Here is a 14,108-nt window from a genome sequence, read left to right on the forward strand (position 1 = left end):
GGCCATTATTCAGGAGTTAACCCCCATGTCTGAACTTACCGCCAAAGCCCTGAGCGACTCGCGCTCGTTTGAGAACGCCATTCTTGAGCGGGATATGCGCATGAAAAAGGCGGGCTGGATCGTGGCGGCGCTCGCCGGTCTGCTGCTCGTCTTCGCCCTTGCCGCCCTTATCCTGCTGCTACCGCTCAAAACCACCACCGTGGAGCTGTACACGCTCGACCGTCAGACCGGGCGCATCGAGCGCGTCACCACCGTCGGCGAGGACAAGCTGGACACCTCCGAGGTGCTCAATCTCTCGCAGACTGCGTCCTACGTGAAGCGCCGCGAGGGGTACAACTATTTCGCCCTTCAGCAGGACTACAGAGAGACGCAGATGTTCAACAGCGACGAGGTCAACAAGGAATACCTCGACTGGTTTAACAGCCCGGACGCGCCGGACGCTGTGTTTCAGCAGGCGGCCTATGTGGTCACGGTGGAAGTCCTCTCCAACGTACCGTCAGAGGGCACCGGCTCCAGCATGGTGGAGATGCTGCGCATCAAGCGCACCATTCGAAAGGTCAAGGACAACACCGAAACGTATGATTACTGGACGGTGCGCATGACCTACCGCTATTTCCCGCAGAAGAAAATGACGGCCTCCGAGCGCGAGGTGAACCCGTTCGGCTTCATCGTCACCAGTTACCAGCGGTTTAAGGAGAAAAGCGATGAATAAGGTACTGATGTGTGCCCTCCTGCTGACCGCCGCGTCAGCATGGGGTGCGGCGACACCGCACGGCAGCGCCTATGACAGCCGCATGCAGAACATCCCCTACAACAGCCAGAACACGACAGTGATTAACACGCGGGCGGGTTACATCACGACGCTGGTTTTTGACGCCGACGAGGAGGTGATCACCGCCACCGCTGGTTTTCCGCAGGGCTGGACGATCACATCCGACCGTAACCGCGTGGGGATTAGCCCCGCGCCGGTGAAGCAGCCGGTAACGGATGCGGACGGCAAAACCGTCCAGAAGATTTTCACCCCCACGCAGCAGGACTGGCAGACCAACCTGTTTGTGACCACCACAAAGCGCGACTACAGCCTGATGCTGAACGTGATCGATAACGATCGCGAGGCGGGAAATCTGGCCTTTGTGGTGCGCTTCAGCTACCCCGACGATACCCGCAGGCAGAACGACGCAGCCCGCCTCGCCCGTCAGCAGGAGCTTCAGGCCGCGCAGGAGAAAGAACGCATTCAGTTTGCCCTGAAGAAATCCACTGCGCCGCGCAACTGGAACTACACCCGCAGGGTGGCGGCAGGTTCGGAGTCGATCACCCCGGATTTTGCGTATGACGACGGCCGGTTTACCTATCTCGGCTTTTCACCGCAGAAGCTGATCCCGTCGCCGACCGTCATCGTCGGCGGCAGCGAGCAGGTGATCACCCCGACCTTCAGCACCGAGGGTAACTACCGGGTGATGGTACTGCGCTCTCTTTCTCCACGCTTTGTGCTGCGCTACGGCAGCCAGGTCGTGGGGATTGAAAACGGCAGTTACGGGAAAGTCACCGTGGCGAACGGCAGCACCGTCTCACCGGATGTGAAACTGGAGAGCAAATGATGAACGAACAGGAAGACATTAAAACCGCCGCCGAACTGGAGGCGGAAGCCCGCGAGCGGGCGCGGGCAGAGATTGACGGCGATAAACCCGCCGCAGGCGCGGTGCCACCCGGACAGCCACAGGTGGTGCAGCACGCGAAACGCCGCAGCCGCCGCACGCTCGTGCTGGCCGCCATCAGCCTGGTGTTACTGGTCATTATCGCCACCGGCGGGGATTACCTGATGGCGAAACTGAAGGGTGACGGCAGCGGGAAAAGCGCGAGCCATGAACCGGAATCGCACGCCACCTCCCCCGCCCGCGAGCGCAATAACCTCGGACGGGATCTGAACCCGCTGGGACAGCTGGCAGACACAACCGGCCAGGAGAAGACTACTCCGACTGATACCGCCGCGCCACCGCAGGCATCACCGCCCCCCCTGACGTTTGACAAGGTCAGCGCCCTGGCAGACAGCGCCCCAACCACTGCAAGCAGCGCCCCGAAAAGCACGGCCAGCAGTAACGTATCACCTGCGGGCAGCGCGTCCGCGCCAGGCTCTGCAACACCCGCCGGGCAGTCGCAGGATAACGGGCTGGCGCGCATTACCGGCGTGAAGCGGCTCGGCCTCGATCCGGATTTGTACATTCCGGCCGACCGGCATATCCCCTGCGCGATGATGCAGCGCTTTGTATCGGACGTGGGCGGGCGCTTTAACTGCCTTATCAGCGAGGACATTTACAGCGCCAGCAACGCCGTGCGCCTTATCCCGGCAGGCACTGAGGCGCGCGGCCTGTACCGCACCGGCACGCTGAAAAACGGGCAGGGGCGTCTGTTCCTCGCCATCACCGAGCTACGCACGCCGGAACCCGGCCGCCTGGTTATTCCGATGGTTGACAGCCAGGCCGTGGGGGCGCTGGGCGAGAACGGCGTCGCGGGCTGGATAGACAATCACTGGCTGGAGCGGATAGGTAATACCCTCCTGCTCGGCACGGTACAGGACTTTGCCGCTGCGGCCTCCGGCTCGTCGCCGGGCAAGGATCGCAACACGGACTACACGGAGAACACCCGCGCGGCCACGGCGGAAATGGCAAAAACGCTCCTGGAAAACAGCATCAACATCCCGCCGACGATGTACCTCAACCAGGGTGACGTGATTGGCCTAGTCACGGGGGCGGACATTGATTTTTCAGACGTCTACAGACTGCGCATGAGGTAAGCGATGGACGATAAACTGACTGATACCCCGTCAGAGGGCAACGTCGCGCTGTCACACCTGCGCGTTCTGTTGTTCGGGGACTACCTGAGCCGGGAGGGGCTGACGGAAATTGCCATCAACCGCCCCGGAGAGCTGCACACAAAAATCAACGGGGCGTGGGAAATGCACGCCTCGCCGGTCACGCTGCGCCAGTGCTCGTCCTTTGCCAGGGCGCTGGCCGTGTGGAACAACGACACCATTGATGAAACGTCGCCTATCCTCTCGGCCACGCTCCCTACAGGAGAACGCTGCCAGATAGTGGTGCCCCCGGCCTGTGAGCGCAACACCATCTCAATCACCCTGCGTAAGCCGGACTACTTCCAGCGCACCCATCAGTCGTATATCGATGCCGGGTTTTATGACCGGGTGCAGGGTACAGAAAAGGTGGAATCAAAAGACGGGGAGCTGAGCCGCATATACCTGTCCGGGAATATCCCGCTTTTTATGGAAAAGTGCGTGGAGTACGGCAAAACGCTCTTTGTGGTGGGGGAAACAGGCTCTGGGAAAACCACCTACATGAAGATGCTGCTGCACTACATTCCCGAGACGCTGCGCCTTATCACCATCGAGGACAACCCGGAGCTGAAGTTTTACAGCCAGAAAAACTACGTTCATCTGTTCTACCCGGCGGACGCCGGAGAGGGCGCAATAGTCACCTCTGATCGCCTAGTGCGCGCGATTTACCGTATGAACCCCGACCGCCCCCTGCTCGCCGAGGTGCGTGGCCGCGAGGCGTGGGACGCACTCAAGCTGATTGAGTCCGGGCACGAGGGGTTTATGTCCTCCCTGCACGCGGGCAGCCCGCGCGAGTGTATCTCCGGGCTGATAGACCGCTGCTACGAGCATCCGGCGTGCCGGGGCATGCCGGTTGACGTGCTGCTGCGCAAGGTACTGCACTGCGTCGACGTCATTGTGAGCGTGGACGTTCACGGCAACGTGCGCCGCATGAGCGACGTCTATTTTAAACCCCTGCACATGCAGGCTATGAAGGAGAGTTTCAATGATGCTGCCTAAACTGACCGGCCTGACGGCGATCGTCGTCCTCCTGGCGGGCTGTTCTTCGCCGCCGGAGCCTGCGGCCGTTGACTGGTCACAACCGGCGCAGCCGGTAACGACCACCCGGCCGGTATGGGAACCCAACCGTCTTATCGTGGCCTCGCCGGTGACGGAAGGGCACTGGTCGCAGGTGCTTGCGCGTTTTGAACCCGGCGGGATTTACCCGGCCGCACAGTGGTACGCGGTTGCGCACGCCTCGCGCGCGGTAGTAAATGCCCCGGACGGCCAGCGCTTCTTTGCGGCCAAAACCTGGCTCCGCGAGGGCGGCTACAAGGGTGTGGTGGAGTTTCGCCCCCCGCTCCGGCTGCCTGACCTGCGACACCTCAGAAATCGTCTTCTACCGATAACGGCGGCGACGGTCTGAGTCCTTCAGACCGTCACCGGCGTTGAACAACCAACGGGCGTTAGCGCCCTGCTTCCCTTCAGAGGAAATCATCATGAAACACACCGTAATCACGGCGGCGCTGCTGTGCGCCCTTACTTCTCCGGCGTTCGCCGCCGATGGCCAGAATGCCGACCCGAATGACCCGTGCGCGATGGTGCTGTGCCTGGCCGGAAAGCTCGACGGCAGCAGTCCCGCCGAGTGTGACCCGATGTACAAAAATTTCATGAGCATCAAAAAGAAAAAAAAGGGGTCGTTTTTACCCGATCACACCGCCGCAGCGCGGCAGAAAAAACTGAGCGCCTGCCCGTCCGCTGACAGCGCCATTGTCGGCAAGATCATCCCGAAATTTGGCCGTATGAACGGTTGGTAAAACGGCAGCCGTAAAGGAGACACCACGTGATTAATCAAACCGTTTCTATTAATAACTTTTCCGGGCTGCTGAAAGATGAGGAGCTTCCTGCAGGTGATTTGCAGACGGTGCTGCTCGTTTTGTCGGAAATCAGCCAGAAACAGGATCATTTTCAGGCCAACACGTCCGAACTCGTCCAGCTCGCCGCGCAGCACTCGCCGACCTTCCAGGCATTACCAGCAGAACGTCAGTCGTTCTTCCGCTCCGTGCTCAGTATGCCGGTCTTCTTTTACACCGTTCCGCTGAGCGACGACGAGGCGGCGGAATGGGAAAAACTCGACGATAAGGATGCACTCCAATGGCAACAAAAACCGGATTTATAGCCCCGCCGTGGCCGCATGTGCGTGGTGATTCCGTTAGTGCCGCGAGCCTGATTTCTCGCATCGAGAAAGAAGCGCATCGCGGCTGCGGCCTGCATTACGAAATCTACCAATATCGCGCCCTGTGCGAATTGCACGATGTTCTGACCAATCTCAGCGTCCGTGATGCTGAGACGTTCATGACAGTAGCGGCGGATCATGGCTTTAGTCTGTCTGATAACGACTTTCAGGAAAGTCGAATGATGTACTTCGAAACGATGGATGAAATCAGGAGAGATCAAGAATGAGACTGTGGATTGCAGAAAAACCCGCAGTCGCGAGCGATATCGCGAAAGCGCTGGGCGGCAACTTCACCCGGCACGACGGCTATGCCGAATCGGCGACCGATATCGTGAGCTACTGCGTCGGCCACGTGCTGGAAATGGTGCCCCCGGAGACGATCAACCCGGCCTACGCCACCTGGTCGCTCGACACCCTGCCGCTGAAGCTGTACCCGGTACAGCTTCAGCCAAAAGCGAGCGTGGCAAAGCAGGCTAATACCCTGGTGAAGCTGATTCGTCGCCCGGATATCAAAATGGTTGTCCACTGCGGCGACCCGGACGACGAGGGGCAGCTCCTGGTTGACGAGGTGCTGGAGTTCGCCGGAAACACCGCGCCGGTGAAACGGGCGCTTATTAACGACAACACCGCGCCAGCGGTGAAAAAAGCCATCAACTCCCTGCGCGATAACAGCGATTTTCGTGGGATGTACCTGAAAGCCCTGATGCGCAGCGCAGGAGACGCGATTTTTGGCTTCAGTATGAGCCGCTGTTACACCCTCAAAGCCCGCGATAAGGGCTATAAGGGCACGATTTCGGTTGGCCGCGTCCAGACGCCGGTGCTGGGAATGATTGTGCGCCGGTGGCGCGACAATCAGGCGCACAGCGAGGCGTTTTACTACCAGCTCGCAGGGCAGTTTATCAGCGGTACGGACGTTGTCTGCGCCCGCTGGCAGACGTCCGAATACGCGCCGGTGGACGATAAAAAGCGGCTGACGGATAAGGCCTGGGGGGAAGGACTCGCGAGGGCTCTGGCCGGAAAACCGGCCAGCGTGCTCGCGGCCGCCACCGACCGGGGAAAAACCACTGCCGCACCGCTGCCGTTTAACCTGCTGCGCCTCCAGGTGTATATGAACCGCAGGCACAAACTGACCGCGCAGCAGACGCTCGATATCACGCAGAAGCTCAAGGACAGTAAATACATTACCTACAACCGCTCTGACTGTTCTTATCTGTCCGATGAACAATTCAACGACGCGCCACAGGTGGTGGCGGCCTTAAAAACGCTCGACGTTTTTAACGGCCTTACCACCGACACGGCGCAAAAAAGTGCGGCGTTTGACAGTAAAAAAGTCACCGCCCACACCGCCATTATCCCGACGACGAACATGCCGGATTTAAGCCGCCTTACCGACAAGGAAAAGGCGGTTTATCTCGCCATCGCGCAGTTTTATCTCGCGCAGTTCGTGGCGAAAAAGCGCTATGACGAGTCGATCGCGGAGATTAAATGCGGTGACGAGATGTTTAAAGTCTCGGCGCGTAAAACCACGGATGCGGGTTTTACGACGTTCCTGAACGACGCGGAAGAAGACGACGAGGAGGACGAAAACAGCACCGCGTTTGAGGCCATCAGCCGCCTGCAAACCGGGGCGACATTAACCTGCCGCGAGGTGGTGATTTCGGAGAAAAAAACTAAACCGCTGCCGCTGTTTACCGAGGCGACCCTGCTCGCTGCCCTCGTTCGCGTGGCCGATTTTGTCGCCGATCCGCGCATTAAAAAATTGCTCAAGGAGAAGGATAAAGACAAAAAAGATGAACACGGCGGCATCGGCACACCGGCGACCCGCGCGGCCATTATTGAGACGCTGAAAACCCGCGATTACATCACCGTGGAAAAGGGCAAATTTATCCCAACTGCCGCCGGGCTGGCGTTAATTGATGCTCTGCCCGACTCGGTGACGCAGCCGGATATGACCGCCGTATGGGCTGAAAAACAGGCGGCGGTTGAAACCGGCGAAATGACCATCGAGCGCTTTATTGATGGTCTTTACGCGGAAGTTTCCCGCCTGGTTGAGAGCGCCGATATTGCCATCAGCGCGACGGAAAAACAGCCCGTTAAAACGGCGCTTAACCGCCTCGCGGTTAAATGTCCGTCGTGCGGTTCTGAGCTGGTTATGACGCCGAAAACCTGCGCCTGTACGGGCTGTCAGTTCAAAATATGGCTGGAAGTGCGCGGCAAAAAGCTAACGGAAAAACAGGCCGAGAAGTTAATCGGCAAGGGCAAAACCGACGTTATTAAAGGTTTTAAATCGAAGAAAAACGACGACACCTATTCGATGATCGTCACGCTGAAAAACGCGCAAACCGGGGAACTCGGTTTTGAATATCCACCACGCGATCCGCTGAAAGGATTGAACGTATCTATGCCGAAGGAGCTGAAATTATGAACCGTATCCAGGACGAATTAACCTCAGAGCGCGCGCTGAAAAAGTTTTTACGTGAAAGTGATTTTGCCTTTCTGGAGATGCTGAGTGCACGTATTTCAGCAGCACTTGATGAAAAACGCGCAGAGCATATCGAGCAGGAAAAGCTACGCCGACAGCGGGAAGAAAAGCGCAATGAATTGCTGGCGCTGATTGAATCGGAGGGCTTTTCACCGACAGAGCTGGTTAGTACAAGTCCCGCCAAAAAGTCGGCAAAACGCAAAGCTAAATATCAGTATTTTGAAAACGGCGTGCATAAAACATGGTCAGGCGTCGGACGCGTGCCGGTTGTAATTCAGCAAGAACTTGACGCCGGAAAACCTCTTGAATCCTTCCTTATTACCACCGACTAACAACGGCACCGGGTCGGTTTTGACCTGGCTTTTCAGGCTTCGAAGACTGGCGAGCATGGCGATTCAATTTTGAAAAAATTGCTAATCGACAGGCCGCCTGAGTCTGCGAAGTGGCAGGAGGCGAGTAAATTCAATTTCGAAGAAATTGCTAATTTGCGTCGCCGATTCCACTTTTTGAGCGCTCACCCCAAGTGAGCCGAAAAAAGCCGGGGGGGGCCGAATAAATTTTGCCGCCCCAGCGAGCAAAAAGACGCGCCCACGCGTCGGTTTATTTGGGGGGCTTGCCCCCCACACCGTCGTGCCTAAGTCTCCGGCCAAAAGCCGGTAGCGTGGCGCGACCACCCCCTAAAAAGCCTAGTTTCCCTTTAATTCGTCTTGTGAGGAACGAACAAGGCGAAGAAAAGGGCTAAAACAGGCGTCTTTTAGGGGGTGGTCGCGCGTAGCGCGCGACGGTGTGGCCTCTTTTGACCTTGGGGGTTTTGGCCGGGCGTTCAGCCAGGACATTACCCCCATGCGACATGCAGTAAGGGCGTCCAGCCCGCACGTAATGCCGCACGCCGTTAGATCGCGGGAGTGTACCTCCTGCGATCATGGCCGCTTGGCGGCCACTTCTTTTGCAGCATGGAATCGGTCAGTCAGAACGATCACAACCTGTGACCGTTCTGACTGACCGATGGTGCTGACCGAATTTAAGTGAAGGAGAATATCGTGATATTCGACAAACTGAATCATTTGCTGTCGCCGATAGCAAATGCCGTCCTGGCCTTTATCGCCTTTTTGCAGGCGCATCAGCTGGCGTTAGCACTGCTGTCCGGCGTCATGCTGCCTTTTATATTTTCTGCGAAACACGGCGGTCAGGAAAAGCCGACGTTTCTGCAAAGGATCTTAATTCTGCTTTCCATGATCTGTTTTGTTTTCGGCTCGATAGCGCCAGTGGCCGTTTGGTTTTTACAGCGCATTTATGGCCGGGAAGATATCGCCAGTCCGCCGCTGCTTACCTGGACAATGGCGCTACTGTTTACCGTCGCCGGTTTTATTCTGCACGTGGTTTTACGGCGTTTGATCTCGCCTGAATTTGATAAGGTCAAACGCGGCATGGTGAAAAAAACCAGCATGGAGCGCGACCGCAGAACCGACGTTCGCAGGGTAAAAGAAATTTTACCCGTCACCACCGAATACGATCCGATGGATTACATCGATCTGACTAAGGGGATTTTTATCGGGCTGAGCCGCGAGGGTGAGCCGCAATATATTCCGTTAAAAGAATGGCAGACCCAGCACGCCGACATTATCGGCACCACTGGTGCCGGTAAAGGCGTCGTAACCGGTATTCTGCTTTATCAGAGCATCCTCGCCGACGAGGGCGTTTTTGTTCTCGACCCCAAAAACGACGAGTGGGCACCGCACCTGTATAAAAAAGCGTGCGCGGACGCCGGAAAACCCTTTGTGCTTATCGACCTGAATAAACAGGAATACCAGATGAACCTTATCGACGGTATCACCGCCGACCATCTGGAGGAATTATTCGTGGCCGGTTTCAGTCTGGCGGAAAAAGGCGAGGCGGCGGATTTTTACCGTATCGACGACCGCAAGGCGGCGAGAACGGCGGCGCAGTTCGTGAAGGATAATCCGGGCGCAACCGTGCGGGATATTTATAACGGCGATTATGTTCAGGGCATTGGCGAGACGATTAAAGCCTTTCACGGTAAAACCGAGGAGCTGGCAATGCTCAACAGCATTAACGCGCCAGGCGGTTTTGCGCTGAAGGAGATTTTCGACAAGGGCGGCTGCTGCTACATCATCGGTTCGATGCGTAACTCTAAAATCATTACCGCGCAGCGCATGATTTTAGTTCGCCTGTTCCAGCTCGCGGAATTGCGCGACCGCGTCGCGGGAATATCCGCCCCATCGCCATCTTTAAGGACGAGGTGAAATATCACCTTTCCAAACCGGCGCTCGAAGGGTTAGGCGCGGCACGCGATAAAGGCGTCCATATATTAATGGCGCACCAGTCAATTGCCGACCTGCGCGACTGTCCGGCGGATTTAAACGGCGACGCCGTGGTTGGGGCGGTCGTGGAAAACTGCAAGTTTAAGCTGGTATATAAACTTCAGGATCCAGACACCGCCGAATGGATTGCGCGCATGTCTGGCACGATTTTAGTCGATGATGAAAGCCGAAAAGTCACCACCACGGCGGTGCTGACAGAAAAAGTCGATAACGAGCGCATGCTTCGGCAGGCGGAAAGCTATTACATCGACAGCAATATGCTCCAGAACCTGCCGAAGTTCGTCAGCTATATCTTCAGCCAGAACGCGCTCGCGTTCCCGTCGTTAATCTCACCGCTCAAGGTTAAAAAAGCCCCACTCGAGCTGTTTACCCTGCCGCCGGTCGCAGTCGCTACGGTGGCAGAAGTTAAACCGGTGCTGGATCTGGATTTTGATAAAACGGTTCCGGCAGTTCCGGCACCTGACATTATTCCGGTCAGCGCAACAACCACCAAAAAACCCTCAGCAACGCCAATACCCACTCCGCCGGTGCAACCTGACGAGGAGTGGCTGATGGCATCACAGCCCGCTCCAAATGACGAAATACATTCGTTGCTGGATTTATAAAATAAGGAGTTTCTATGCTTATTTCGTCGTATCAGGAACGTTATGCACGCAGCACTGAAAAAATTCGCGTACTGCTGAATTTTCTCAAGGAGGAAACCTACAGCGATTTTCAAATCATAAAGCTGCTTTTTGATTTTAAATCTGACCGCCCTCTCTACCGGTTGTTGGAGAAGGTGGAGAAAATGGGGCTGATTCAGAAACACGTGCATGAATCCCGCGCGTCGAGAATATCCCTGTGGGGCATTACCGCCGACGGGCTGGCCGTTATCCTCACGGCGGACGACAACATAATGCCCGCCCGCTTTGAACCCTACCGCCTGACCGGCTGGTCACTCGACCATCACCTTGATAACCAGCTAGTGCGCCTTACGCTGGAGAAGAACGGCGCGACAGGGTGGATTAACGGCGACCGTTCAACGTTCCTCAGTCAGTACAGCGTCAAACACCGTCCCGACGGGCTTATCAGCCTGCCGGACGGCAGGCTGATCGCCGTTGAAACCGAACGACGTATCAAAACAAAGGCGCGCTATCAGTCCATCATGGCGAGCCACCTGCTGGCTATCAGCGATAAAAAATGGCGGTACGCGTTTTACGTCGCCCCGGACGAGGCGAAAAAGCGCGCCCTGAAGATTATTTTCGACAGCATCGCCAGCGTGATCGTGAAAAACCAGCATGTGCAACTGGAGGCAAAACACCGCGACGTCTTCCGCTTTTACACCCTCGATGAACTGAAAAACCTGGAGCTGGACAACTATGCGTAAAACCACCCTTCTGGTGCTGGCCGCCGCCCTCTGCGTGCCCGCGTTCGCCACCGCCGCGCCCGTCCTGACGGCGGGTTTTTCGCCGTCTGACGGGCGCCCTGCTCTTGAAATCGTGCTCGGCGCCATAAACAACGCCAGGCAGAGCATTGACGTCGCGGCCTACAGCTTCACCAGTAAGCCGGTCGCGACGGCGCTCGCCGGTGCTAACCGGCGCGGCGTGGCCGTGCGCGTGGTGGCCGACGAAAAGGCGAACAGCGACCGCTACACCGCAGTGACGTATCTGATAAACCAGGGCGTGCCGGTGCACCTTAACGGCCGTTACGCCATCATGCACAACAAGTTTATGGTGATCGACGGCAAAAACGTCCAGACCGGGTCGTTTAACTACACGGCAAGCGCCGTTTCACGCAACGCGGAAAACGTGCTGCTGATCGAGGATGCGCCGCAGCTGGCGGAGACGTACCAGCGAGAATTTAACCGCCTGTGGGATGAGGGCACCCCGCTGAATGCCCTGTACTGAATCAGCCCCGTCTGCGGACGGGGCTTTTTTTTTTACTCCACTTCCAGCCAGGCTTTGCGCCCTTCAAGATGCAGCGCTTTCAGCATGGCGATCACGTCTTCTGCTGAACGTCCGCCATAGTTGAGACGGGTCTGCTCCCCTTCAAACTCCACCACGATAATGGTGTCCAGCGTCACCGACAGCAGCTCGCGGAGATCACGTAGCGTCTGCCCTGTACTGCGTGAATGCATGCACTGGGTTATCCGGTTGGCCGCCTCCTGGCACAATCCCTCTACGGCCTCGCGATATGCCAGACGCTGATCGAGGTTGCCCTCGATGTCGCTGATCAGTTTAACCACCGCCGTTTTGACGGTTTTGATTTCAGGAAATTTCGTTTTTGGGGAGCCTGACTGCTCCAGCGGGGATACGCTGGTCGCCGGTGCAGCTTTAGGGGCGGTTGTCGGGGTGTGCAGGTTCATCGTCATGGTCGTTTCTCCGTCAGTGTGAATTTCGTCTTCGTATCGCCTGACGGTTCGGCCTGCCCGGAGTCGTTCTGGTCAGCAAGGGCGCGCAGCGTGCCATTTACCCTTGCTGACCAGGTTGTGACGGGGGACGATTACCGGAAGCTGATACGCAGGAGAAAGGCATCACAGGAGAAAATGACGATGTGCACACCCGGACTTACCGCCCCTTTAGCTGCGGCGGCGAAAGCCGTTACGTCATTTTTTACGTAAGACATCGCGCCGTTACGTATCCCAGATACGTAACGGCTGCCGCCTGAAAAAGGGTTCATTTTTTTTGAATCTGTCCTGTTTTTTTTCCCGTGCCGGCATCAGCTGCAGGACGTCCTGCAGCTGATGCCGGCCGCGTTACAGAATTATAAAAAACAGTGACTTATATAATTCCCTCCCTGATTCTCTCTCTTTCAAAAATTCTGAAGCCCTGCACCGCAGGGCTCCAGCTGTCAGCAGTCCATCAGCCAGCGGTGCGCTTTTGAGGCCGCTGCCGCCGCTTTAAAGATGTAGCGCTTGTCTCCCTTCAGGGCTTTCAGCCAGGACGCGATATAGCTTTCATGCTGCACCTCTCCCGTAATTCCCAAATCCGCCATCAGAAACGCGCTGCCCAGCTCGGCGATCAGTTCCTCAAACGCATACGCCTCAGAGCCAAACTTATTGTCTTTTTCACGATTGAGGCGGGACGCTGCCCCCGTCCAGTGAACCAGCTCATGCAGGCCGGTGGCGTAGAAGTTCGCCGCGTCCGCGAAGCGGAACCGCTCTGGCAGGACGATTTCATCGGTGGCCGGACGATAGAACGCCTTTACGCCCTGCTCGGTGATTTTTGCCCCGCTCCGGGTCATGAGTGCTTCCGCCTGCGGCAGCGGATCGAAACCGGCAACCGGCTGCGGCACGCTCTCGATGCTCAGGCCGTCGATTTGCTCCACGTTAAACACGGTAAAGGCTTTCAGCATCGGGATTTTTTCGATTTCCCCGTCCTCGTCCTCTTTCTCCAGAGTCTTGTAAAAGATGGCCGTCGTGCCGTGTTCACCTTTACGAACCTGGCCGCCCAGCTCCTGCGCCTGTTTGTAGGTCAGCCAGCGCTCGTCCTGAAAACCCTGTTTTGCCGCACTACACCACAGCAGCATGATATTAATTCCGCTGTATGCCGTGCCGGTGCTGAAGTTGGCCGGTAATCCCGCCGCTGCGCCGTTGCGAACCCACGGGCACACCCACGGTTTAACGCCGCTTTCCAGGGCTGCAATGATGCTGTCCGTTACGGTCTGGTAAAGGTCTGTTTTGACTGCGCCAGCACGGGCTTTGCTTTTGCCCCTGGAAAATTTCGTTTTTGAGGAGCCTGACTGCTCCAGCGGGGATACGCTGGTCGCCTGTGAAGCTTTAGGGGCGGTTGTCTGAGTGTGCAGGTTCATCGTCATGGCTGTTTCTCCGTCAGTGTGAATTTCGTCTTCGTATCGCCTGACGGTTCGGCCTGCCCGGAGTCGTTCTGGTCTGCAAGGGCGCGCAGCGTGCCATTTACCCTTGCTGACCAGGTTGTGACGGGGGACGATTACCGGAAGCTGATACGCAGGAGAAAGGCATCACAGGAGAAAATGACGATGTGCACACCCGGACTTACCGCCCCTTTAGCTGCGGCGGCGAAAGCCGTTACGTCATTTTTTACGTAAGACATCGCGCCGTTACGTATCCCAGATACGTAACGGCTGCCGCCTGAAAAAGGGTTCATTTTTTTTGAATCTGTCCTGTTTTTTTTCCCGTGCCGGCATCAGCTGCAGGACGTCCTGCAGCTGATGCCGGCCGCGTTACAGAATTATAAAAAACAGTGACTTATATAATTCCCTCCCTGA

Annotated in this window: 14 protein-coding genes and 1 pseudogene; 13 read left to right on the plus strand and 2 right to left on the minus strand. The window is 57.0% G+C overall.

The window, feature by feature from the left end:
• Positions 1 to 25 precede the first annotated feature (25 nt).
• The 13 genes and pseudogenes from PI91_RS23705 (at position 26) to PI91_RS23765 (ending at position 11,770) form a co-directional block, all read left to right on the plus strand.
• Entirely contained in the window at positions 26 to 712 is a 687-nt protein-coding gene (locus PI91_RS23705; protein ID WP_001293055.1) for a virB8 family protein, read from the plus strand.
• On the plus strand, positions 705 to 1,598 hold the full coding sequence (virB9, locus tag PI91_RS23710) for a P-type conjugative transfer protein VirB9 (protein ID WP_039267231.1): 894 nt from the start codon (positions 705 to 707) through the stop codon (positions 1,596 to 1,598). Before PI91_RS23705 ends, virB9 begins: the two co-directional genes overlap by 8 nt.
• Positions 1,595 to 2,791 carry a VirB10/TraB/TrbI family type IV secretion system protein gene (virB10, locus tag PI91_RS23715; protein WP_039267233.1) on the plus strand — a complete coding sequence of 399 codons (1,197 nt, stop codon included), beginning with the start codon at positions 1,595 to 1,597 and terminating at the stop codon, positions 2,789 to 2,791. Before virB9 ends, virB10 begins: the two co-directional genes overlap by 4 nt.
• A 3-nt stretch (positions 2,792 to 2,794) precedes the next feature.
• Entirely contained in the window at positions 2,795 to 3,844 is a 1,050-nt protein-coding gene (virB11, locus tag PI91_RS23720) for a P-type DNA transfer ATPase VirB11 (RefSeq protein WP_023338069.1), read from the plus strand.
• Complete coding sequence (locus tag PI91_RS23725) at positions 3,831 to 4,250, plus strand: cag pathogenicity island Cag12 family protein (RefSeq protein WP_232764490.1); 420 nt, start codon at positions 3,831 to 3,833, stop codon at positions 4,248 to 4,250. Before virB11 ends, PI91_RS23725 begins: the two co-directional genes overlap by 14 nt.
• A gap of 73 nt (positions 4,251 to 4,323) precedes the next feature.
• A complete protein-coding gene (locus tag PI91_RS23730) occupies positions 4,324 to 4,641 on the plus strand; it encodes a TrbM/KikA/MpfK family conjugal transfer protein (protein ID WP_039267234.1) in 318 nt (105 codons plus the stop codon).
• Between the two features lie 26 nt (positions 4,642 to 4,667).
• Positions 4,668 to 5,003: a hypothetical protein gene (locus tag PI91_RS23735; protein WP_001776113.1), complete on the plus strand. Its 336-nt coding sequence runs from the start codon at positions 4,668 to 4,670 to the stop codon at positions 5,001 to 5,003.
• The gene (locus PI91_RS23740; protein WP_001776114.1) at positions 4,979 to 5,287 is read left to right on the plus strand and encodes a hypothetical protein; all 309 of its coding nucleotides are present in this window, start codon (positions 4,979 to 4,981) and stop codon (positions 5,285 to 5,287) included. Before PI91_RS23735 ends, PI91_RS23740 begins: the two co-directional genes overlap by 25 nt.
• The gene (locus tag PI91_RS23745; RefSeq protein ID WP_001776115.1) at positions 5,284 to 7,485 is read left to right on the plus strand and encodes a type IA DNA topoisomerase; all 2,202 of its coding nucleotides are present in this window, start codon (positions 5,284 to 5,286) and stop codon (positions 7,483 to 7,485) included. Before PI91_RS23740 ends, PI91_RS23745 begins: the two co-directional genes overlap by 4 nt.
• The gene (locus PI91_RS23750; RefSeq protein WP_001776116.1) at positions 7,482 to 7,874 is read left to right on the plus strand and encodes an H-NS family nucleoid-associated regulatory protein; all 393 of its coding nucleotides are present in this window, start codon (positions 7,482 to 7,484) and stop codon (positions 7,872 to 7,874) included. Before PI91_RS23745 ends, PI91_RS23750 begins: the two co-directional genes overlap by 4 nt.
• 708 nt (positions 7,875 to 8,582) lie before the next feature.
• Positions 8,583 to 10,489: pseudogene (locus PI91_RS23755) on the plus strand (type IV secretory system conjugative DNA transfer family protein).
• 14 nt (positions 10,490 to 10,503) lie between these two features.
• Positions 10,504 to 11,250, plus strand: coding sequence for a MobC family replication-relaxation protein (gene mobC, locus PI91_RS23760; RefSeq protein ID WP_001776118.1), 747 nt, complete (start codon positions 10,504 to 10,506; stop codon positions 11,248 to 11,250).
• On the plus strand, positions 11,243 to 11,770 hold the full coding sequence (locus PI91_RS23765; RefSeq protein ID WP_001776119.1) for a phospholipase D family protein: 528 nt from the start codon (positions 11,243 to 11,245) through the stop codon (positions 11,768 to 11,770). Before mobC ends, PI91_RS23765 begins: the two co-directional genes overlap by 8 nt.
• A gap of 32 nt (positions 11,771 to 11,802) precedes the next feature.
• Here the strand turns inward: PI91_RS23765 and PI91_RS23770 are convergent, their stop codons facing one another.
• Both PI91_RS23770 and PI91_RS23775 read right to left on the minus strand, forming a co-directional pair.
• The gene (locus PI91_RS23770; protein ID WP_001776120.1) at positions 11,803 to 12,234 is read right to left on the minus strand and encodes a hypothetical protein; all 432 of its coding nucleotides are present in this window, start codon (positions 12,232 to 12,234) and stop codon (positions 11,803 to 11,805) included.
• Positions 12,235 to 12,713: 479 nt separating this feature from the next.
• The gene (locus PI91_RS23775; RefSeq protein ID WP_039267236.1) at positions 12,714 to 13,679 is read right to left on the minus strand and encodes an ArdC family protein; all 966 of its coding nucleotides are present in this window, start codon (positions 13,677 to 13,679) and stop codon (positions 12,714 to 12,716) included.
• Positions 13,680 to 14,108 lie beyond the last annotated feature (429 nt).

The sequence above is a fragment of the Enterobacter sp. FB genome (assembly GCF_000805795.1).
GTDB lineage: Bacteria > Pseudomonadota > Gammaproteobacteria > Enterobacterales > Enterobacteriaceae > Enterobacter > Enterobacter roggenkampii.

Bases quoted from the DNA above. Each gene is read 5' to 3' on its own strand.
- PI91_RS23740 (WP_001776114.1), top strand. From the start codon at position 4,979: ATGGCAACAAAAACCGGATTTATAGCCCCGCCGTGGCCGCATGTGCGT.
- PI91_RS23770 (WP_001776120.1), bottom strand. From the start codon at position 12,234: ATGACGATGAACCTGCACACCCCGACAACCGCCCCTAAAGCTGCACCG.
- PI91_RS23705 (WP_001293055.1), top strand. From the start codon at position 26: ATGTCTGAACTTACCGCCAAAGCCCTGAGCGACTCGCGCTCGTTTGAG.
- PI91_RS23775 (WP_039267236.1), bottom strand. From the start codon at position 13,679: ATGACGATGAACCTGCACACTCAGACAACCGCCCCTAAAGCTTCACAG.
- PI91_RS23730 (WP_039267234.1), top strand. From the start codon at position 4,324: ATGAAACACACCGTAATCACGGCGGCGCTGCTGTGCGCCCTTACTTCT.
- PI91_RS23750 (WP_001776116.1), top strand. From the start codon at position 7,482: ATGAACCGTATCCAGGACGAATTAACCTCAGAGCGCGCGCTGAAAAAG.
- virB11 (WP_023338069.1), top strand. From the start codon at position 2,795: ATGGACGATAAACTGACTGATACCCCGTCAGAGGGCAACGTCGCGCTG.
- PI91_RS23765 (WP_001776119.1), top strand. From the start codon at position 11,243: ATGCGTAAAACCACCCTTCTGGTGCTGGCCGCCGCCCTCTGCGTGCCC.
- virB9 (WP_039267231.1), top strand. From the start codon at position 705: ATGAATAAGGTACTGATGTGTGCCCTCCTGCTGACCGCCGCGTCAGCA.
- mobC (WP_001776118.1), top strand. From the start codon at position 10,504: ATGCTTATTTCGTCGTATCAGGAACGTTATGCACGCAGCACTGAAAAA.
- virB10 (WP_039267233.1), top strand. From the start codon at position 1,595: ATGATGAACGAACAGGAAGACATTAAAACCGCCGCCGAACTGGAGGCG.
- PI91_RS23745 (WP_001776115.1), top strand. From the start codon at position 5,284: ATGAGACTGTGGATTGCAGAAAAACCCGCAGTCGCGAGCGATATCGCG.
- PI91_RS23725 (WP_232764490.1), top strand. From the start codon at position 3,831: ATGATGCTGCCTAAACTGACCGGCCTGACGGCGATCGTCGTCCTCCTG.